The organism is Streptomyces sp. NBC_01460 (genome assembly GCF_036227405.1).
Classification (GTDB): Bacteria; Actinomycetota; Actinomycetes; order Streptomycetales; family Streptomycetaceae; genus Streptomyces.
Window position 1 is genome coordinate 1972762 of sequence record NZ_CP109473.1, and the last position, 19049, is coordinate 1991810.

At 71.0% G+C, this 19049-nt stretch carries 21 protein-coding genes; 5 read left to right on the forward strand and 16 right to left on the reverse strand.

Going from position 1 to position 19049, the window contains the following annotated elements; translation table 11 throughout:
• Positions 1-113 precede the first annotated feature (113 nt).
• The gene (gene dapA, locus OG488_RS08810) at positions 114-1001 is read left to right on the forward strand and encodes a 4-hydroxy-tetrahydrodipicolinate synthase (protein ID WP_329227508.1); all 888 of its coding nucleotides are present in this window, start codon (positions 114-116) and stop codon (positions 999-1001) included.
• On the opposite strand, the gene dapD is transcribed toward dapA, so the two are convergent.
• From dapD to OG488_RS08825, 3 genes are all read right to left on the reverse strand, one after another.
• Entirely contained in the window at positions 998-1996 is a 999-nt protein-coding gene (gene dapD / locus OG488_RS08815; RefSeq protein ID WP_329227510.1) for a 2,3,4,5-tetrahydropyridine-2,6-dicarboxylate N-succinyltransferase, read from the reverse strand. The genes dapA and dapD overlap by 4 nt on opposite strands.
• 319 nt (positions 1997-2315) lie before the next feature.
• Positions 2316-2864 carry a TetR/AcrR family transcriptional regulator gene (locus tag OG488_RS08820; RefSeq protein ID WP_329227512.1) on the reverse strand — a complete coding sequence of 183 codons (549 nt, stop codon included), beginning with the start codon at positions 2862-2864 and terminating at the stop codon, positions 2316-2318.
• On the reverse strand, positions 2864-3184 hold the full coding sequence (locus OG488_RS08825) for a DMT family transporter (RefSeq protein ID WP_329227514.1): 321 nt from the start codon (positions 3182-3184) through the stop codon (positions 2864-2866). The genes OG488_RS08820 and OG488_RS08825 overlap by 1 nt, the downstream gene beginning before the upstream one ends.
• Before the next feature lie 156 nt (positions 3185-3340).
• Here OG488_RS08825 and OG488_RS08830 point away from each other — a divergent pair, with 156 nt between their 5' ends.
• On the forward strand, positions 3341-4492 hold the full coding sequence (locus OG488_RS08830; protein WP_329227515.1) for a hypothetical protein: 1152 nt from the start codon (positions 3341-3343) through the stop codon (positions 4490-4492).
• A gap of 50 nt (positions 4493-4542) precedes the next feature.
• On the opposite strand, the gene OG488_RS08835 is transcribed toward OG488_RS08830, so the two are convergent.
• The 9 genes from OG488_RS08835 to OG488_RS08875 form a co-directional block, all read right to left on the reverse strand.
• Complete coding sequence (locus tag OG488_RS08835; protein ID WP_329227517.1) at positions 4543-5937, reverse strand: hypothetical protein; 1395 nt, start codon at positions 5935-5937, stop codon at positions 4543-4545.
• A 140-nt stretch (positions 5938-6077) separates the two neighbouring features.
• Complete coding sequence (locus OG488_RS08840) at positions 6078-6416, reverse strand: metal-sulfur cluster assembly factor (RefSeq protein ID WP_145802444.1); 339 nt, start codon at positions 6414-6416, stop codon at positions 6078-6080.
• Positions 6413-6868, reverse strand: coding sequence for a Fe-S cluster assembly sulfur transfer protein SufU (gene sufU / locus OG488_RS08845; protein ID WP_329227522.1), 456 nt, complete (start codon positions 6866-6868; stop codon positions 6413-6415). Before sufU ends, OG488_RS08840 begins: the two co-directional genes overlap by 4 nt.
• Positions 6869-6886: 18 nt before the next feature.
• Positions 6887-8155: a cysteine desulfurase gene (locus tag OG488_RS08850; protein ID WP_329227524.1), complete on the reverse strand. Its 1269-nt coding sequence runs from the start codon at positions 8153-8155 to the stop codon at positions 6887-6889.
• Positions 8152-8916: a Fe-S cluster assembly ATPase SufC gene (gene sufC / locus OG488_RS08855; protein ID WP_014156912.1), complete on the reverse strand. Its 765-nt coding sequence runs from the start codon at positions 8914-8916 to the stop codon at positions 8152-8154. The genes OG488_RS08850 and sufC overlap by 4 nt, the downstream gene beginning before the upstream one ends.
• Before the next feature lie 7 nt (positions 8917-8923).
• Positions 8924-9241: a bifunctional 3-phenylpropionate/cinnamic acid dioxygenase ferredoxin subunit gene (locus tag OG488_RS08860; protein ID WP_073720274.1), complete on the reverse strand. Its 318-nt coding sequence runs from the start codon at positions 9239-9241 to the stop codon at positions 8924-8926.
• Position 9242: 1 nt separating this feature from the next.
• Positions 9243-10424, reverse strand: a complete 1182-nt coding sequence (sufD, locus tag OG488_RS08865) for a Fe-S cluster assembly protein SufD (RefSeq protein WP_329227527.1) — start codon at positions 10422-10424, stop codon at positions 9243-9245.
• A 61-nt stretch (positions 10425-10485) separates the two neighbouring features.
• A complete protein-coding gene (gene sufB / locus OG488_RS08870) occupies positions 10486-11907 on the reverse strand; it encodes a Fe-S cluster assembly protein SufB (protein WP_033303094.1) in 1422 nt (473 codons plus the stop codon).
• Positions 11904-12653 carry a helix-turn-helix transcriptional regulator gene (locus OG488_RS08875; protein ID WP_329227532.1) on the reverse strand — a complete coding sequence of 250 codons (750 nt, stop codon included), beginning with the start codon at positions 12651-12653 and terminating at the stop codon, positions 11904-11906. The genes sufB and OG488_RS08875 overlap by 4 nt, the downstream gene beginning before the upstream one ends.
• A gap of 234 nt (positions 12654-12887) precedes the next feature.
• Here OG488_RS08875 and OG488_RS08880 point away from each other — a divergent pair, with 234 nt between their 5' ends.
• The 3 genes from OG488_RS08880 to OG488_RS08890 all read left to right on the forward strand — a co-directional run bounded on the left by OG488_RS08880 (position 12888) and on the right by OG488_RS08890 (position 15644).
• Entirely contained in the window at positions 12888-13814 is a 927-nt protein-coding gene (locus OG488_RS08880) for an ABC transporter ATP-binding protein (protein ID WP_329227534.1), read from the forward strand.
• Positions 13811-14578 (forward strand): ABC transporter permease, encoded by a 768-nt coding sequence (locus tag OG488_RS08885; RefSeq protein WP_329227536.1) that lies wholly within the window; start codon positions 13811-13813, stop codon positions 14576-14578. The genes OG488_RS08880 and OG488_RS08885 overlap by 4 nt, the downstream gene beginning before the upstream one ends.
• Positions 14579-14663: 85 nt before the next feature.
• Positions 14664-15644, forward strand: a complete 981-nt coding sequence (locus OG488_RS08890; RefSeq protein ID WP_329227538.1) for a COX15/CtaA family protein — start codon at positions 14664-14666, stop codon at positions 15642-15644.
• Between the two features lie 35 nt (positions 15645-15679).
• Here OG488_RS08890 and OG488_RS08895 read toward each other — a convergent pair whose 3' ends face one another.
• From OG488_RS08895 to OG488_RS08910, 4 genes are all read right to left on the reverse strand, one after another.
• A complete protein-coding gene (locus OG488_RS08895) occupies positions 15680-16639 on the reverse strand; it encodes a sugar kinase (RefSeq protein ID WP_329227540.1) in 960 nt (319 codons plus the stop codon).
• A gap of 31 nt (positions 16640-16670) precedes the next feature.
• Positions 16671-17312 (reverse strand): bifunctional 4-hydroxy-2-oxoglutarate aldolase/2-dehydro-3-deoxy-phosphogluconate aldolase, encoded by a 642-nt coding sequence (locus OG488_RS08900; protein WP_329227542.1) that lies wholly within the window; start codon positions 17310-17312, stop codon positions 16671-16673.
• Positions 17313-17477: 165 nt separating this feature from the next.
• Positions 17478-17834: a hypothetical protein gene (locus tag OG488_RS08905; protein ID WP_329227543.1), complete on the reverse strand. Its 357-nt coding sequence runs from the start codon at positions 17832-17834 to the stop codon at positions 17478-17480.
• Positions 17835-17934: 100 nt separating this feature from the next.
• The gene (locus OG488_RS08910) at positions 17935-18888 is read right to left on the reverse strand and encodes a heme o synthase (protein WP_329227545.1); all 954 of its coding nucleotides are present in this window, start codon (positions 18886-18888) and stop codon (positions 17935-17937) included.
• Between the last annotated feature and the right edge of the window lie 161 nt (positions 18889-19049).

The following is a 19049-nucleotide window of genomic DNA, read 5'->3' on the forward strand; positions in this document are numbered from 1 at the left end:
CACTCCGTTCGATCATGCCAGAGCCAGACGGGGCCCACCGTTCAGCGTCTCTTGCCCCTCACCCCCAGCAGATCTAAGTGGACCGGCACCCGCCGGGGCCCGAGACTGCGGAGATGAGATCCCACACGGGCGGGCCCTTCGGCCGCACCCTCTGCGCCATGATCACGCCGTTCACCGCCGCCGGTGACCTGGACCTGGACGCCGCCCGCCGCCATGCCTCCGGTCTCGTCGCGGACGGCTGCGACGGCCTCGTGCTCAGCGGGACCACCGGCGAGTCGCCGACCACGACGGACGAGGAGAAGACCGCGCTGGTGCGGGCGGTCCGGGAGGCGGTGGGCGACGCGGTCCAGATCGTCGCGGGTGTCGGCAGTGCCGACACCCGGCACACGGTCCGGCTGGCGCGGGAGGCCGAGGCCGCGGGCGCCGACGGGCTGCTGGTGGTGACCCCCTACTACAGCCGGCCCCCGCAGGCCGCGGTCGAGGCGCACTTCCTCCGGGTCGCGGAGGCGACGGGCCTCGGGCTGATGCTGTACGACATCCCGGGCCGCACCGGGACGAGGATCGAACCGGCGACCCTGCTCCGCCTGGCGGAGCATCCCCGCGTCCTGGCGGTCAAGGACTGTTCGTACGACCTTCTCGCGGCCACCAAGGTGATGGCGCGGACCTCGCTGGCGTACTACTCGGGCTGCGAGGAGCTGAACCTCCCGCTGTACGCGCTCGGCGGGGCGGGCTACGTCAGCACGGTCGCGAACGTGGCACCGCGTCAGATGCGGTCCGTGCTGGACGCGTTCGACTCCGGGGACACGGCGGGGGCCGCCCGTGTCAACGGACTCACCATCGGCCTGGTGGAGGCGATGATGGCCTCCGGCCTGCCCGGCACCGTCACGGCGAAGGCGCTGCTGGACGCCGGCCCGGTCCGTGAACCGCTGCAGCCCGCCGGCCGCGAGGCGACCGACGGGCTGCGCGGGCTGTACGAGGAACTCCTCGCCGCTACGGGCTAGTCGTTGCTGTGCAGTACGTCGTTGAGCCCGCCCCACACCGCGTTGTTCGGGCGGGCCTCGACGGCGCCGGAGACCGAGTTGCGGCGGAAGAGGATGTTCGAGGCCCCGGAGAGCTCCCGGGCCTTGACGACCTGTCCGTCCGGCATCGTGACCCGGGTGCCTGCCGTGACGTAGAGCCCGGCCTCCACGACGCACTCGTCGCCGAGCGCGATGCCGACGCCGGCCTCGGCGCCGACCAGGCAGCGCTGACCGATGACGATGCGCTCCTTGCCGCCGCCGGAGAGCGTGCCCATGGTGGACGCGCCGCCGCCGATGTCGGAGCCGTCGCCGACGACGACACCCGCGGAGATACGGCCCTCGACCATGGAGGTGCCGAGGGTGCCCGCGTTGAAGTTGACGAAGCCCTCGTGCATCACGGTCGTACCCGAGGCCAGGTGGGCGCCGAGCCGGACCCGGTCGGCGTCGGCGATGCGCACGCCCTTGGGCGCGACGTAGTCCGTCATCCGGGGGAACTTGTCCACGGAGGTGACCTGGAGGTGCAGGCCCTCGGCGCGGGCGTTGAGCCGGACCTTCTCCAGGTCGTCGACGGCGACCGGACCCAGCGAGGTCCAGGCGACGTTGGCGAGGAGGCCGAAGAGGCCGTCGAGGTTCTGGCCGTGGGGCTGTACCAGGCGGTGCGAGAGCAGGTGCAGTCGCAGATAGGCGTCGTGCGCGTCGAGCGGCTTGTCGTCCAGCGAGGAGATGACCGTGGACACGGCGACGACCTCCACACCGCGGCGCGCGTCCACACCGATGGCCCTGGCCGCGCCCTCGCCGAGACGGTTCACCGCCTCGTCGGGGCTGAGGCGCTGCGTACCGGCCGGGCCGGGCTCGGCGGAGAGCTCGGGGGCGGGGAACCAGGTGTCGAGGACGGTGCCGTCACCGGCGATGGTGGCGAGGCCGGCGGCGACGGCGCCGGTGGTGCGGGCGGAGCCCTGGGAAGTCGTGTCGGTCATGCACAGAACCTAACCGTCCGAGGCCCGCACGGGCGAACCGGTCTCAGGTGCCGGAGCGTGTCCGTCCCCGGCGGGCACCGGGGAACCAGGGGTGCGCCTGTCGTCCCGGTGCGGCGACGAGGGCCCACGCGGGCGTCGCGCCGCCGGAACGGCCGCGCGACGCCCCGCCGGCGAGGCCGCGCACAGCGGCCGGAGCAGCGTGGGTGCGGCGATGCACCGCGACCGGACGGTCGTCGAGGCGCCGCACCCGGTCACGGACGTCGAGGCGAGCGCGCGGGCCGCACCGGCGGCCGTCCGCCGGGGCGGTGCCCGACCGGGCTCAGCGGCCCGCCCCGTCGACGACCCTGCCCAGCATCTCCCTGGTGTACTCCGGGTCGAACTCGGCCCCGGAGAGCAGCACCTGGAGACTGATGCCGTCCAGCAGCGCGGCCAGCGCCCGGGCGGTGGCCCGGTCGGTGCGGTGGGCGATCAGCACGGCCAGGGTGTCGGCCCACTCGGCGGCGACCGGCTGGAGCGCGGGCCGCCGCAGGGCCGCGAGGTACAGCTCGTACTCCAGCGCCAGCGGCCCGCGCCCCCTCGCGAACCACTCCCCCAGCAGTCGGGTCAGCTCGTCGGCGAGCGGGACCGAGGGATCGTCGAAGTGCGGGCTCTCCCGCACCACCCGGGCGAAGTTCTCGTTGCAGCGGCGCAGCGCGGCGACGAGCAGCTCGTCCAGCGAGGCGAAGTGGTAGGTGGTCGAGCCGAGCGGGACGTCGGCCTCGGCGGCCACGGTGCGGTGGCTGAGCCCTCCGATGCCCCGGTCCGCGACGACGCGGATCGCCGCGTCGATGATGCGCTCGCGCCGCTCGGGGTCGTACCGCCGGACCATCAGTGGGCTCCTCCGAGATTGAGGACCACGACCCCCGCGATGACCAGGGCGATGCCGGCCAGCTTGGCGAGGCCGGCGGACTCCCCCATCCAGAGGATCCCGATGGCGGCGACGGCCGCGGTGCCCGCACCGGCCCAGATGGCGTAGGCGGTGCCGACCGAGAGCGTCTTGAGGGTCTGGGCGAGCAGTGCGAAGGCTACGACGTAGCCCACGACGGTGACGAGCGAGGGCCAGAGCCGGGTGAACCCCTCGCTGTACTTCATGGCCGTCGTCCCGGCCACCTCCGCCGCGATGGCCGCGGCCAGCAATCCGTATCCCATGCGTACAAGCGTACACAACGTTGCGTACTGCCGTACATATCGCGTGCGGCCCCGTCGTGACCGGCCAGGACGGGGTTCGCGGCCGGTCCGGGGCGCTACGGTGTCCGCACCGGTAGGACCGGATGACTGCCGGACGATACGAACAACGGAGTTGTGGTGGCGCAGGACGCAGGGTGGGGCGGGGGCGCCTACGGGGGCGCGCCGTACGGCGGAAGCCCGTACGGAGGACCTCCGGGGTGGGGCGGCTGGGTCCCGCCGCCGAAGCCGGGGGTGATACCGCTCGCGCCGCTGAGGCTGGGGGACGTGCTGGGCGGGGCGTTCTCGACGATGGGCAGGTACTGGAAGCAGTTGTTCGGGCTGGCCGCCGCCCTCTACGGCGGCGCCGCACTCCTGATGACCGCGGCGGTGGTCGTCGCCTACTCCGCCGTCTCCGGCCATCTGGAGCGGGTGGTCTCCCTCGACTACGACGAGAGTGCCTCGTCCGCGGACGTCGTCCCCCTCGTGATCGCGGGCTGTGTCCTCGCCCTGCTGGGCGTCGTCACCCTGGCGATCGTCTCGGGCCTGATGTACGCGGCGGTCCCCACCGTGCTGCAGGACGCGGTCCTGGGCAGGCCGGTCCCCTTCTCGGCGGTGTGGCGCAAGGCCTGGGCGCATCTGTTCCCCGTGATCGGCGCCCTGATCCTCACTGCCCTGGTCGCGGCCGTGCCCGTCCTGCTCCTCATGACCGTCTTCGCCGGGGCGGTCATCAGCCTCGTCACCATGGACAGCGGCGGGGGTGCGCCCGCCGCCATCACCCTGGGCGTCGTCGGCGTGCTGGTGACCGGGCCGCTGGCGGTCTGGCTCTGGATAAAGGTCTGCCTGGCACCGGCGGTCGTGGTCTTCGAGGGCAGCCGGCCGATCGCCGCGCTGCGCCGCTCGTCCCGGCTGGTGCGCGGCGACTGGTGGCGGATCTTCGGCATCGTCCTGCTGGCCGGACTGATGGCCGGTGTGGCCGGCTATGTCATCCAGATGCCGTTCTCGATCCTCGGCATCTTCCCCGGCATGATCGGGACCGCGTCGCTGGACGACGACCCGAGCCCCGCCGCCGTGGCCGTCGCGATGAGCGGCTACCTGGTCGCGACCCTGCTGGGCCAGCTGGTGAGCCAGATCATCTCGACGACGTTCCCGCAGCTGGTGACCGGCCTGCTCTACGTCGACCGGCGCATCCGGACGGAGGACCTGGGCCCGGTGCTGGCGGAGGCCGCCGGTGTCCCCGCGGGGGGTGTGCCCCCGTACGGCATGCCTCCGTACGGGGGCATGCACCGCTGACACCCGCGCTCCCGCCTCCCCCTGCCCGCAGGAGGAGGCGGGAGGTCACGTCAGCCGCCCACGGTGAACCAGGTGGCGCGGGACTTCTTCCACTCGGCGTGTTCCAGGTCCTTCGCCTCCGTGCCGTCGCCGTACAGGTCGGCGGCACCGGCGTCCGTGATCACCTGCGCCCGCGTCCCCGCGGCCGTCAGGTCCGGCACCGAGACGACGGCCTCCCAGCCGCCCGGGTCGGTGGTGGGCAGCGAGGTCCGCTTCACCGGCGCGTGTCCGGCGACGCCGTCCCAGCCGTACAGGGCGTACGGGTCGGAGTTGTCGTCGGCCTCCCAGGAACCGGCCACGATCAGGTACTGGTTCGCGGCGTTCTTCCGGATGTCCCGGATGGTCAGCCCGCCGAGGTCCAGCTCGATCGGCGTCCCGAAGACCGCCTTGGCTCCGCTCCCGGCGACCTTGTCGAAGTTGGTCACCGGCACGATCAGCGCCTTGCCGCCCGACTTCGGCGGGACGAGGGGGGCGCGGAAGCCGATGTACGCGGTGCTCGTCGAGCCGGGAGCGAACTCCAGCCCCTCCACGTTGAACCCGTCGATCTGCTTGGGCGCCTGGCCGTCCTCGGTGCCCGCGGCGAAGCCGTACCGGTCGTCGTTCGCCTCGTCCCAGGCGACCAGGTCGTCACGCAGCTTGCCGTACTTCCCGCCGACGGTGAGCTGGGTCGAGGCGCCCGAGCCGGTCACGGTCGTGGTGAAGACGGTGTTGCGGTCGGCCTTGTACTCGCCGTCCTTGTTGTTGCCGAGCGAGCCGGTCCAGTAGACGGTGTTGCCGACCCGGGCCGCCCCCTCTATGTCGATCTCCTTGCTCACACCCAGCTTCGAGGCGACGTCCCAGGTCCGCACGGGCGCGCCGGACACCGCGAGGTCGTAGAGCCGCAGGACGTTGGACTCGTCGTCCGCGACCACCGCGTAGCCGCCGCCGACGTCGACGGCCGCCGAGGCGTCCGAGGAACCCGTCACGTAGCGGGTGTCGGAGGAGTTCTGCACGGCCGCCGAGGCGGCGTAGGACAGCTTCTTGGTGGCGGTCTTCCCACCGAGCCCGGTGACCTTGATCGTGAGATCGGTGTACCCGCGGGCGTGCGCGGCGACGGAGAGCGTACGGGTCGCCCCGGTCCCCGTGACCGTCACGTCGGAGGTGCCCGCGACGGAGGACTTCGAGCTGGCCGAGGCCGCCACCGTGAGCGCGGAGACGTCGGCGCCGCTCTGCGCCACGGTCACGCTCACCACGGGGTCGCCCGTCGCGCCGACGGCTCCGGAGAGGTAGGAGGCCGACAGGCTGATCGTCGGCGTCCCGTAACTCGCGGCGTGCACCGGGGCGTTGCTCCCCAGGGCGGCCAGCGCGAGGATCCCGGCAGCGGCGGCGGCCGCCCGGCGGTTCTGGACTGAAAGCTGGTGCAGCACTGCGTGCCTCTCGTCGGCGTGGTGTCGAGAAGCAGGTTCCGGTCCCCGCACCAACAGAAGGCGCACGGTGCGGGTACGGCGGGCGAACAACGCGGGACGGCCCCCGGCGCATCGCCGGGGGCCGTCCTGGACGTCCTGGATCAGACGTTGAAGCCGAGCGCGCGGAGCTGCTCGCGGCCGTCGTCGGTGATCTTGTCGGGGCCCCACGGCGGCATCCAGACCCAGTTGATCCGCAGCTCGCTGACGATGCCGTCGGTGGCGGACTTCGCCTGGTCCTCGATGACGTCGGTCAGCGGGCAGGCCGCGGACGTCAGCGTCATGTCGAGCGTCGCGATGTTGGCGTCGTCGATGTGGATGCCGTAGATCAGGCCCAGGTTGACGACGTCGATCCCCAGCTCGGGGTCGACCACGTCGTACAGCGCCTCGCGGACCTCCTCCTCGGAGGCCGGCTTGGTGGTAAGAGTCTCGTTCTCGCTCATGCCGTCTTCCCTTCGGACAGCGCCTGCGCCGTCGCGTCCTTCCACGCCATCCAGCTCAGCAGCGCGCACTTGACCCGGGCCGGGTACTTGGAGACGCCGGCGAACGCGACCGCGTCCTCCAGCACCTCCTCCATCGCGTCGTCCGGCTCCAGCTGACCCTTGGACTGCATCAGTTCCAGGAAGGACTCCTGGATCTTCCGCGCCTCGCCGAGCTGCTTGCCGACGAGCAGCTCGTTGAGCACGGAGGCGCTGGCCTGGCTGATGGAGCAGCCCTGGCCCTCGTAACTGACGTCGGCGATCGTCTCGCCGTCGTACTTCACGCGGAGCGTGATCTCGTCGCCGCACGTCGGGTTGACGTGGTGCACCTCGGCGTCGCCCTCCCGCAGGCCACGCCCGTGGGGGTGCTTGTAGTGGTCCAGGATCACTTCCTGGTACATGGAATCAAGCTTCACCAGACAACCCTCTGCCGTCTAACCGAAAAAGTTCCGCACGTGCTCCAGCCCGTCCACCAGGGCGTCGACCTCGGCGGGCGTGGAGTACAGGTAGAACGACGCTCGCGTCGTCGCAGGAATTCCGTACCGCAGGCAGACCGGTCGTGCGCAGTGGTGTCCGACCCGGACGGCGATGCCCTGCTCGTCGAGCACCTGGCCCACGTCGTGGGGGTGGATGTCGCCGAGCGTGAAGGAGATCGTCGCGCCGCGGTCCTCGGCCGTCGCCGGGCCGATGATCCGGAGGTCGGGGACCTCCAGCAGCCGCTTCACCGCGTACGCGGTGATGGCCTGCTCGTGGCGGTGGATGTTCTCCATGCCGATCGAGGTGAGGTAGTCCACGGCCGCGCCGAGGCCGACGGCCTGCGCGATCGGGGGCGTACCCGCCTCGAACTTGTGCGGGGCCGGGGCGTACGTCGAGGAGTGCATCGACACGGTCTCGATCATCTCGCCGCCGCCGAGGAACGGCGGCAGGTCCTCGAGGAGCTCCTGCCGTCCCCAGAGCACGCCGATGCCCGTGGGGCCGACCATCTTGTGGCCGGTGAAGGCCACGAAGTCGGCCTGCAGCGCCTGCACGTCGAGCACCATGTGCGGAGCGGCCTGCGAGGCGTCGATGCAGACCAGCGCGCCGACCTGCTGCGCGCGACGGATGATCTTCTCGACCGGGTTGATCGTGCCCATGATGTTGGAGACCAGCGTGAAGGAGACGATCTTCGTCTTCTCCGTGATGATCTCGTCGATGTTGGACAGGTCGAGCCGGCCGTCGTCCGTGATGCCGAACCACTTCAGCTTCGCGCCGGTGCGCTGCGAGAGCAGCTGCCACGGCACGATGTTGGAGTGGTGCTCCATCTCCGTGGTGACGATCTCGGTGTCACTGTCGACCCGGTAGGGCTCATCCGCCCAGCCGAGCATGTTCGCGACGAGGTTGAGCGACTCCGAGGCGTTCTTGGTGAAGATCACCTCGTTGCGGCTGGGAGCGTTGATGAAGGCCGCGACCTTGTCGCGAGCGCCTTCGTACAGCGCGGTGGCCTCCTCGGCGATGGTGTACACACCGCGGTGGACGTTGGCGTTGTGCCGCTCGTAGTACTGGTTGAGCGCGTCGAGGACCTGGCGCGGCTTCTGCGAGGTCGCGGCGCTGTCCAGGTACACGATCTTCTTGCCGTCGTGGACCGTGCGGTCCAGGATCGGGAAGTCCTTGCGGATCGCCTCGGTGTCGAGGAGGCCGGAGAGCCCCTGTCGGGCGTCAGTCACGCGGAAGCGCCACCCTTCACATATGCCTCGTAGCCCTCGTTCTCCAGCTTGTCGGCCAGCTCGGCGCCACCGGACTCGGCGATGCGGCCGTTGGCGAAGACGTGAACGAAGTCGGGCTTGATGTAGCGGAGGATCCGCGTGTAGTGCGTGATCAGCAGGGTGCCGACCTCTCCGCCCTCACGGACCCGGTTGACGCCCTCGGAGACGACGCGCAGGGCGTCGACGTCCAGGCCGGAGTCGGTCTCGTCGAGGATGGCGACCTTCGGCTTGAGGAGCTCCAGCTGGAGGATCTCGTGGCGCTTCTTCTCACCGCCGGAGAAGCCCTCGTTGACGTTGCGCTCGGCGAAGGACGGGTCCATCTGGAGCTCGGCCATCGTCTCCTTGACCTCCTTCACCCACGTCCGCAGCTTGGGGGCCTCGCCGCGGACGGCGGTGGCGGAGGTGCGCAGGAAGTTGGAGACCGAGACACCGGGGATCTCGACCGGGTACTGCATGGCGAGGAACAGGCCGGCGCGGGCCCGCTCGTCGACGGACATCTCCAGGACGTCCTCGCCGTCCAGGGTCACCGTGCCACTCGTGATCGTGTACTTGGGGTGACCCGCGAGCGAGTAGGCGAGGGTGGACTTGCCGGACCCGTTCGGGCCCATGATGGCGTGGGTCTCGCCCTGCTTCACGGTCAGGTCGACGCCCTTGAGGATCTCCTTCGTGGCGTTGTCGGCCTCGACGGAGACGTGCAGGTCGCGGATTTCAAGCGTTGCCATGGGTGACTCAGGACTCCTGGGTGACGGAGACGAGCACATCGTCCCCTTCGATCTTTACGGGGTATACGGGGACGGGGCGCGTCGCGGGAAGACCGGACGGCTTGCCGGTGCGGAGGTCGAAGCTCGATCCGTGCAGCCAGCACTCGATCATGCAGTCCTCCACCTCGCCCTCCGACAGCGAGACGTTCGCGTGCGAGCAGATGTCGTTGATCGCGAACACCTCGCCCTCGGTGCGGACGACGGATACCGGCGTGCCGTCGAGCTCCACCCTCTTGGGGGTGTCGTCCTCCAGCTCGCTCAGCGCACAGGCTTTGACGAAGGCCATCTCAGACCGACGCCTTCAGCTCGGCCTCGATCTTGTCGAGGAGCCTGTCCTCGACGTCCGGCAGGCCGATCTGCTGGACCAGCTCGGCGAAGAAGCCGCGCACGACGAGCCGGCGGGCCTCCTCGGCCGGGATACCGCGGGACTGCAGGTAGAACAGCTGCTCGTCGTCGAAGCGGCCGGTCGCCGAGGCGTGGCCGGCGCCGACGATCTCGCCGGTCTCGATCTCCAGGTTCGGCACGGAGTCGACGCGGGCACCGTCGGTGAGAACCAGGTTGCGGTTCATCTCGTAGGTGTCGGTGCCCTCGGCGGCGGCCTGGATGAGCACGTCACCGATCCACACGGCGTGGGCGCCGTCGCCCTGCAGCGCGCCCTTGTAGGCCACGTTGGACTTGCAGTGCGGGGCGTTGTGGTCGACGAGGAGGCGGTGCTCCTGGTGCTGGCCCTTGTCGGTGAAGTACAGCCCGAAGAGCTCGGCCTCGCCGCCGGGGGCCGCGTAGGCGATCCGCGGGTGGAGGCGGACCAGGTCGCCGCCGAAGGTGACGACGATCGACTTGAAGGAGGCGTCGCGGCCGACCAGCGTGTTGTGCTGGCCGACGTGGACGGCCTTCTCGTCCCAGTCCTGGACGGAGACGACGGTCAGCTTCGCACCGTCGCCCAGGACGTAGTCGACGTTGGCGGCGAGCACCGCGTCACCGGTGTGGTCGATGACGACGACGGCCTCGGCGAAGGCACCCAGCTCGATGACCTGGTGGCCGTAGGCCACACCGCCCTGGCCGTGCACGGCGATCCGGATCGGCTCGGTGAGCACGGCCTCCTTGGCGACGGTGACGACCGAGGCCTGCTGGAAGGACGAGTACGCCTGCGCGGCGACCCGGTCCACCGGCGTGCCGGCCCTGCCGAGTCGCGCGTCGTCGCGGCCGACGGTCTCGACCGTGACGCCGGACGGCGCCTCGATGACGACCTTGACGCCGTCGCCGGTGGCGACGGCCGTGCCGTCGTGCAGACCGCGCAGGCGCTCCAGCGGCGTGAACCGCCACTCCTCCTCGCGGCCGTGCGGGACCGGGAAGTCCGCGACGTCGAAGGACGGGGGCGCGCTCATGCGCGTGGCGACGGTGGACTCGGCCGCCACCGCGATGGACCCGGCGGTGGTGGAGCCCGCAGGGATGTTCTGAGCCTCAGCCATGGCTGTCGTAGTGCTCGCTTTCTCAGTCAGGAACTCTGGGGGACGCGGTTCGGCGGGCGTGTCAGCCGACCGAGCCCTCCATCTGCAGCTCGATCAGCCGGTTGAGCTCCAGGGCGTACTCCATGGGCAGCTCCTTGGCGATCGGCTCGACGAAGCCGCGCACGATCATCGCCATGGCCTCGAACTCCGTCATACCGCGGCTCATCAGGTAGAAGAGCTGGTCCTCGGAGACCTTGGAGACCGTCGCCTCGTGCCCCATCGACACGTCGTCCTCACGGACGTCGACGTAGGGGTAGGTGTCGGAGCGGGAGATGGTGTCCACGAGCAGCGCGTCGCACAGCACGTTGGACTTGGCTCCCGGAGCGCCCTCGCCGATCTCGATGAGACCGCGGTAGGAGGTGCGGCCGCCGCCTCGCGCCACCGACTTGGAGACGATGTTGGAGGAGGTGTTCGGTGCCATGTGGACCATCTTGGCGCCGGCGTCCTGGTGCTGGCCCTCGCCCGCGAAGGCGATGGACAGGGTCTCGCCCTTGGCGTGCTCGCCCATCAGGTAGACGGCCGGGTACTTCATGGTGACCTTGGAGCCGATGTTGCCGTCGACCCACTCCATGGTCGCGCCCTCGTAGGCCACGGCCCGCTTGGTGACCAGGTTGTAGACGTTGTTCGACCAGTTCTGGATGGTCGTGTAGCGGCAGCGGCCGCCCTTCTTCACGATGATCTCGACGACCGCGGAGTGCAGCGAGTCGGAGGAGTAGATCGGCGCGGTGCAGCCCTCGACGTAGTGGACGTAGGCGTCCTCGTCGACGATGATCAGCGTCCGCTCGAACTGGCCCATGTTCTCCGTGTTGATACGGAAGTAGGCCTGGAGCGGGATCTCGACGTGCACGCCCTTCGGCACGTAGATGAAGGAGCCGCCGGACCACACGGCGGAGTTCAGCGAGGCGAACTTGTTGTCACCGACGGGGATGACGGTGCCGAAGTACTCCTTGAAGAGCTCCGGGTGCTCCTTCAGCGCGGTGTCGGTGTCCATGAAGATGACACCCTGCGCCTCCAGCTCCTCGTTGATCTGGTGGTAGACGACCTCGGACTCGTACTGCGCGGCGACACCGGCGACGAGGCGCTGCTTCTCCGCCTCGGGGATGCCGAGCTTGTCGTACGTGTTCTTGATGTCCTCGGGCAGGTCCTCCCAGGACTCCGCCTGCTTCTCCGTGGACCGCACGAAGTACTTGATGTTGTCGAAGTCGATGCCCGACAGGTCGGAGCCCCAGTTCGGCATGGGCTTCTTGCCGAAGAGCTTGAGGCCCTTGAGGCGGAGCTTCAGCATCCACTCCGGCTCGTTCTTCTTCTCCGAGATGTCGCGGACGACAGCTTCGGACAGGCCGCGCTTCGCCGCCGCGCCTGCCGCGTCGGAGTCGGCCCAGCCGAATTCGTACGTGCCCAGGCCTTCGAGCTCAGGGTGGGCAGTCTCCGTAGGGAGCGTCATGCGGGGTTCCTCCCGGCCGTACTTGCAGATACTGAATGAGTGGTCTGTGAAGGCTGTGGTGCTGCGGGGCTGCTGCGCGGAACGAACGTCGTGCACACACCGTCACCGTGGGCGAGGGTGGCGAGACGCTGCACATGGGTCCCGAGCAGGCTGGAGAAGAATTCCGTCTCCGCCTCGCACAGCTGCGGGAACTGCTCGGCGACGTGAGCGACCGGGCAGTGGTGCTGGCACAGCTGCTCACCCTGCTGAGGGCCCGGCGCGCTGCGCGCCGTAGCAGCGTACCCGTCGGCCGACAAGGCCTTGGCCAAGGCCTCGGTGCGCGCCTCGGGGTCCGCGGCCTCGATCACCGCGCGGTACGTCTCGGACTGGGCGGCCATCCTGGCGCGGGCGAAGGCGACGAGCGCCTCGTCCCCCGCCGTCTCGGCGATCCAGCGCAGGGCGTCGGCGGCCAGCTTGTCGTAGGACTGGTCGAACGCGTCCCGGCCGCAGTCGGTGAGGGCGAAGACCTTGGCCGGACGGCCACGGGTCCGCGCCCCGTACACCCGCTGTTCGCGGGCCTCGACCACGTCGTCGGAGACGAGCGCGTCCAGGTGACGGCGCACGGCGGCCTGGGTGAGACCGACGCGCCGCGCGAGGTCGGCGGCGGTGGACGGGCCGTGGTCCAGGATGGAGCGCGCGACCCGGTTGCGCGTCGAGCGCTCTCCGGTCGCGAGTTCCTCCTGAGGAGCCTCGCCAACGTATTTCACAACGCCATTGTTGCGTAATTCCCTCGGGCGTGACAACCCGCCCCAGGACCGGGCACGGTGCCTTACATCACTTAGGCAGACCTAAGTTGACCTGCGAAAACAGCACGATCACCCAGGCCGCCGCAGGTGGGCGCCGTCCGGGCCGGGCCGCGGCCGGACCGCCGGGAAGGCTCCGGAAAGGCGGGGGAACCCGGCGCGCCGGACCCCTCACCCACCAGCCTAGACTTGCCCGCCATGAGCAGCGAGCCCGTCGTACAGGCCAGGGGCCTTGTCAAGCGGTACGGCACGAAGACCGCGGTCGACGGCCTCGATCTGGAGGTCGCGGCGGGCGCGGTGACCGCGGTCCTCGGACCCAACGGCGCCGGCAAGACCACCACGATCGAGACCTGCGAGGGATACCGCCGTCCGGACGGCGGGACCGTGCGGGTCCTCGGTCTCGATCCCGTCGCGGACGCGGCGGCGCTCCGCCCCCGCATCGGCGTGATGCTGCAGTCCGGGGGCGTCTACCCGGGCGCCCGCGCCGACGAGATGCTGCGCCACACGGCGAAACTGCACGCCCACCCGCTGGACGTCGACGCACTCGTCGAACGCCTCGGGCTCGGCGGCTGCGGCCGCACCACCTACCGCAGGCTCTCCGGCGGCCAGCAGCAGCGCCTCGCGCTGGCGATGGCCGTCGTCGGCCGCCCCGAGCTGGTCTTCCTCGACGAGCCGACGGCGGGACTCGACCCGCAGGCGCGCCGCTCGACCTGGGACCTGATCCGGGAGCTGCGCGCCGACGGGGTGTCGATCGTCCTGACCACGCACTTCATGGACGAGGCCGAGGGGCTCGCCGACGACGTCGCCGTCATCGACGCGGGACGGGTCATCGCCCAGGGCAGCCCGGAGCAGCTGTGCCGCGGCGGCGCCGAGAACACCCTGCGCTTCACCGGCCGCCCCGGCCTCGACCTCGCCTCGCTGCTGAAGGCGCTGCCCGACGGCAGCGAGGCGGCGGAGCTGACCACCGGCGCCTACCGCATCACCGGGCGGATCGACCCGGAGCTGCTGGCCACCGTCACCTCCTGGTGCGCCCAGCACGGCGTGATGCCGGACGGCATCGCGGTGGAGCGGCACACCCTCGAGGACGTCTTCCTGGAACTGACCGGCAAGGAGCTGCGCGCATGAGCGCCGGTACGTACACCCCGCGCCCCGGCGCCGCCCCGCTGCCCCGCATGATCGCCGCGCAGGCCGCGCTGGAGACGCGGATGCTGCTGCGCAACGGCGAGCAGCTGCTGCTGACGGTGGTCATCCCGACGCTGCTGCTCGTGCTGTTCAGCGCGGTCGACATCGTCGACACGGGCACGGGCGATCCGGTCGACTTCCTGGCCCCCGGCGTGCTGGCGCTCGCGGTGATGTCCACGGCCTTCACCGGCCAGGCCATCGCGACCGGTTTCGAACGGCGCTACGGGGTGCTCAAGCGGCTCGGCGCCTCACCCCTGCCCCGCTGGGGCCTGATGGCGGCGAAGACGCTCTCGGTGCTGGTCACGGAGGTGCTGCAGATCGTCCTGCTGACCGTGATCGCCCTCGCCCTGGGCTGGTCGCCGCAGGGGAATCCGTTCGCCGTGCTCCTGCTCCTGGTGCTGGGCACCATGGCCTTCTCCGGGCTCGGGCTGCTGATGGCCGGCACCCTGAAGGCCGAGGCGACGCTGGCCGCCGCCAACCTCGTCTTCCTGCTGCTGCTGGTCGGCGGCGGGGTCGTCGTGCCGCTGGACAAGTTCCCGGACGCCGCGCAGTCGGTCCTGGGCCTGCTCCCGATCTCCGCGCTCTCCGGCGGGCTGAGGGACGTCCTGCAGCACGGCGCCGCGATGCCCTGGGGCGACGCGGCGGTCCTCGCCGTCTGGGCGGTCCTGGGGCTGGGAGCCGCGGCGAGGTTCTTCCGCTGGGAGTGAGCGGGCGGTGACACATCGCCGATGTCCCGGGTCATCCGGGAATGCCCCCACCCCTCGTGAAAAGTTGCACAAGCCGTTGCCTACGATGGTTCGCGTGGAAACCCCCCTCTCCTACATCGCCAAGCGCTGGACACCGTCGGCGGAGACGGCCAAGCGAGCCGCGCTCACCGCGGTCGTGATGAGCGTCTTCATCATCATCACCGGTGGTGCGGTCCGGCTGACCGGTTCCGGGCTGGGCTGCGACACCTGGCCCAAGTGCACCGACGACAGCCTCTTCGCCACGCCGGAGCAGGGCCTGCACGGCGCCATCGAGTTCGGCAACCGCATGCTGACGTACGTCCTGTGCGCGGCGGTCGGCTGGGCGATCATCGCGGCGCGGTCCCTGAAGCCCCGCCGGCGCGGGCTCACCCGCCTGGCCTGGTCGCAGTTCTGGCTCGTGATGGGGAATGCCGTCATCGGCGGGATCACGGTCTGGGCGGGCCTGAACCCGTGGTCGGTGGCCGGGCACTTCCTGCTGGCCAACTGCCTGCTCACGGTGACCGTCATCACCTGGGTACGGATCGGTGAGGGTGACGGCGCTCCGCGCCCGCGCGCCCCGAAGCCGGTGCGGCAGCTCTCCTGGGCGATCGTCGCCACCACCGTGGTCCTGATCGCGCTCGGCACGACCGTGACCGGCTCCGGCAAGCACGCCGGGGACAGCAGCGACGTACCGCGCATGCCCTGGGACTGGAGCGCCGCCGCCCATGTGCACGCGATCGCCGCCTGGGTCGTCTGCGCCCTGGCCGTCGCGATGTGGTTCGCCCTGCGCGTCGTCGACGCCCCGGCCGACACCCGGAGCCGCGCCCGTGACCTCCTGATCGTGCTGCTGGCCCAGGGCGGCATCGGCTATGTCCAGTACGTCAACGACGTACCGGAGATCCTGGTCGGCTTCCACATGCTGGGCTCGTCCCTGATGTGGATCGCGGTGCTGCGCCTGCTGCTGTCGCTGCGCGAGCGCCCGGCCGGCGCGGGCCCGGTGCCCGGCCGGACGGCCGGACTGCCCGAGCCCGCGACCGCGGCCGGCTGAGCCGTTCCCCTGCCGGGCGGTGGCCCCGCCCGGCTTCAGCGGCCCCCCGCCCACTCCTCCGGTGTCGCGTCCAGCAGCCGGGCGATCCGGGCGGGGTCCGGCAGCGGCCCGTGGTCGCCGGTCACGCCCAGCGCGGCACCGGCGGTGATGTGCCCGAGCCGCAGCGCCCGGACGGTGGACTCCCCACGGAGCAGCCCGGCGAGGAACCCCGCGGCGAACGCGTCGCCCGCGCCCACCGGCTCGACCACGTCGACCCTGCGCGCGGGGACCCTGTGCGCCCCGGTGGCGTCGAAGGCGGTGGCGTCCGTCGCGCCGTCCTTGACGACCAGGACGCCCGGCTCGGGCAGCAGCTCCCTCACGGCCTCGGCGTCCGTCAGCTCCTCGCCCCACAGGGCCTGGGCCTCGTCCAGTCCGACGAAGGTGATGTCGGCCCGGCGGGCGAGGTCCAGCAGCACGGCCGGCGCGGTGCCCTCCGGCCAGAGGGCCGGGCGGTGGTTGACGTCGAAGCTGACCGGCCGGGACCGCTCGGCGGGCGACGGCTCCAGCAGCGCGGCGACCAGCCCGCGGCAGCCCGGTGAGAGGGCCGGGGTGATGCCGCTGAGGTGGACGAGCCCCGCGGTGCGTACGGCGTCCTCCTCCAGCACGTCCGCCGTCAGGGCCGACGCCGCCGAGCCGCGACGGTAGTAGTGGACCCGGGTCCCGTCGGGGCCGGGGTCCTTGACCAGGAGCCCGGTGGGCCGCTCCGGATCGTTGCGGACCCCGCTCACATCGACGCCGGCCGCGGCCACCTCGCTGCGGATCCGGCGGCCGAACGGGTCGTCGCCGAGGGCGGAGACCCAGCGCGCGGGCACCCCGTGGTCCGCGAGGTACACCGCCACATTGGATTCGGCGCCCGCGATCCGTACGCCGAGGCCGGCCGCCTCCTCCAGCGGCGCGGCGGGATCCGGCACCAGCGCGGCCATGGTCTCCCCGACGCAGGCCACCGGCGGCCTCACGCGGGACCTCCCCGCAGGAGGGTGGCGGCGCTCATCGCCCGGCGTCCGGGGCGAGGCGTACGGCGTCGAGGAAGGCGCGGGCCCGCTCGCGCAGCGCGTCGAGGCTGCCCCCGTCGGCCGCGTCGCCGATCAGCGGCGATCCGACGCCCACGGCGGTGGCGCCGTGCGCCAGGTAGGTGCGCGCCAGTTCGGCGTCCACTCCCCCGACGGGCACGAACGGCGCGTCGGGGAACGGTCCGCGCAGTGCCTTCAGGAAGCCGGGACCGCCCGCCTGGGCGGCCGGGAAAATCTTGTACCCGTCGGCGCCGAGCCCCTGCGCGGCGACGATGTCGGTGGGGGTCATCACTCCGGCGAGCACCGGCAGTCCCAGGCGCTTCGACTCCGTGACGCCCTCGCAGACGGCGGGGGTGACGACGAAGTCGGCGCCGGCCTCCGCGACCGTCCCCGCGTCCCGTGCGGTCAGGACGGTGCCGGCGCCGAGCGGCGCGGCGGGGCCGAGTTCGGCGCGGGCCCGGCGGATGACGCCGGGGGCGTCCTCGCCGCTCAGGGAGACCTCGACGAGCGCGATGCCCTCCTCGGCCAGGGTGAGGACGGTCCTGAGTGAGGCGTCCGCGTCGGCGCCGCGCACGATGGCGACGATCCGGTGGGTACGCAGCGCGGTCAGCAGTTCCACGTCCGGGTTCCCTCCTTCTGCTGGTGTGCGTCTGTTGCTGCCTCCATCGTGGTCCCCTCCGTTCCGTACGCCGAAGCGGGGTCGCCGGAGGCCGCGCACGGTCTGCGGCCGGACACACGGAAGCGCCCCGCGGCACGGAGCCGCGGGGCGGACGGGTGAGGAGGCTCAGCGCCTGCCGGACGGACCGCCGACCTGGATACCGGCCATCCGCGACCACTCGTACGGGCCGGTGCGGACCTTCGCGGCGAACTCCCCGTCGAAGTCCTCGTGCACGGTGATCCCGGCCTTCGCCACGGCGCTCTCGGCGACCGCGTACGAGGGGGCGACCAGGTCGCCCCAGCCTCCGTCCTCGCCGACGAGGACGATGCGGGTGCCTGCCTGGCCGAGGTGGGCGAGCTGCCCCTCGGCGCCGCCGTGCGCCTTCGCGAAGGCGCCGATCCGCTTGGCCAGCCGGGCCGCCCTGCGCTCCGCGCGCGCCGCCTGCTTGCCGTCCACCTGCTGGGTCTCAGCCGTCTCTGCCATGGACAGGATGCTACCGACGGGTAGAGGACGTGGCGACGGGCGGGGTGCGTGGCGTGGGCCACGTACCCCGCCCGTCGGCGGAGCTCCTGGTCGTGCGGGACTACCTCAGGAAGGGGTCCACCGCGACGGCGACGAAGAGGAGCGAGACATAGGTGATGGACCAGTGGAACAGCCGCATCTCCTTGAGCTTCGCGCCGGTGACGCCGGACTTCGCCCGGTTCTGCAGGCCGTGCGCCTCCCAGAGCCAGAAGCCGCCGGTCAGCAGGGCCACCGCCGTGTAGAACCAGCCGGTGTAGCCCAGCGGGGTGAGCAGCAGCGAGACCGCGACCATCACCCAGCTGTAGACGACGATCTGGCGGGCCACCACCCGGTTGGAGGCGACCACGGGGAGCATCGGGACACCGACGCGGGCGTAGTCGTCCTTGACCTTCATCGACAGCGGCCAGTAGTGCGGCGGCGTCCAGAAGAAGATCACCGCAAAAAGAATGACCGCGGCCCAGCTCATCGAATTGGTCACGGCGGACCAGCCGATGAGCACCGGCATGCAGCCGGCGATTCCGCCCCAGACGATGTTCTGCGAGGTACGGCGCTTCAGCAGCATCGTGTAGACGACGACGTAGAACAGAAGTGCGCCGAGTGAGAGTGCGGCGGAGAGCCAGTTGACGAGCAGTCCGAAGAAGACCGTGGAAATCACCGCGAGGGCGATTCCGAAGGCCAGGCACTCCCTGGGGCTCACCATGCCGGTGACCAGCGGACGCTGGGACGTACGGTCCATCAGCGCGTCGATGTCACGGTCGATATACATGTTGAGCGCATTGGCACCGCCCGCGGAGAGATATCCGCCGATGGTGGTGGTCACTACGAGCCAAAGATCGGGCACGCCCTGAGCGGCGAGGAACATCACCGGAACGGTGGTGATCAGCAGCAGCTCGATGATGCGCGGCTTGGTAAGAGCCACGAATGCCTTGATGCGGGCCCCGAACGGGCGATGGCCCCTTGGGCTCGGAGTCAAGGCGACCCCTGCGGGTCGGGACTCGACGGCCGTCACGCACACCCCTGACAGAGAAATCCCAGCAAGCTCCGGGCATGAAGGCCCGGTAAAGACTTGCGCGAACCAGACCACTGTAGACGTTGGGCATACGCCGCTCTTCGCGGGGGTGGGGTCGTGTTGGGGTGGCGCAGAAGTGAACGGGAGCGCTCATACGGGAGGCGAAC

What these genes read in the sequence shown, in the direction of transcription:
- dapA (WP_329227508.1), top strand. Translation starts at nt 114, where the DNA reads ATGAGATCCCACACGGGCGGGCCCTTCGGCCGCACCCTCTGCGCCATG.
- dapD (WP_329227510.1), bottom strand. Translation starts at nt 1,996, where the DNA reads ATGACCGACACGACTTCCCAGGGCTCCGCCCGCACCACCGGCGCCGTC.
- OG488_RS08820 (WP_329227512.1), bottom strand. Translation starts at nt 2,864, where the DNA reads ATGGTCCGGCGGTACGACCCCGAGCGGCGCGAGCGCATCATCGACGCG.
- OG488_RS08825 (WP_329227514.1), bottom strand. Translation starts at nt 3,184, where the DNA reads ATGGGATACGGATTGCTGGCCGCGGCCATCGCGGCGGAGGTGGCCGGG.
- OG488_RS08840 (WP_145802444.1), bottom strand. Translation starts at nt 6,416, where the DNA reads ATGAGCGAGAACGAGACTCTTACCACCAAGCCGGCCTCCGAGGAGGAG.
- sufC (WP_014156912.1), bottom strand. Translation starts at nt 8,916, where the DNA reads ATGGCAACGCTTGAAATCCGCGACCTGCACGTCTCCGTCGAGGCCGAC.
- OG488_RS08860 (WP_073720274.1), bottom strand. Translation starts at nt 9,241, where the DNA reads ATGGCCTTCGTCAAAGCCTGTGCGCTGAGCGAGCTGGAGGACGACACC.
- sufD (WP_329227527.1), bottom strand. Translation starts at nt 10,424, where the DNA reads ATGGCTGAGGCTCAGAACATCCCTGCGGGCTCCACCACCGCCGGGTCC.
- sufB (WP_033303094.1), bottom strand. Translation starts at nt 11,907, where the DNA reads ATGACGCTCCCTACGGAGACTGCCCACCCTGAGCTCGAAGGCCTGGGC.
- OG488_RS08880 (WP_329227534.1), top strand. Translation starts at nt 12,888, where the DNA reads ATGAGCAGCGAGCCCGTCGTACAGGCCAGGGGCCTTGTCAAGCGGTAC.
- OG488_RS08885 (WP_329227536.1), top strand. Translation starts at nt 13,811, where the DNA reads ATGAGCGCCGGTACGTACACCCCGCGCCCCGGCGCCGCCCCGCTGCCC.
- OG488_RS08890 (WP_329227538.1), top strand. Translation starts at nt 14,664, where the DNA reads ATGGTTCGCGTGGAAACCCCCCTCTCCTACATCGCCAAGCGCTGGACA.
- OG488_RS08905 (WP_329227543.1), bottom strand. Translation starts at nt 17,834, where the DNA reads ATGGCAGAGACGGCTGAGACCCAGCAGGTGGACGGCAAGCAGGCGGCG.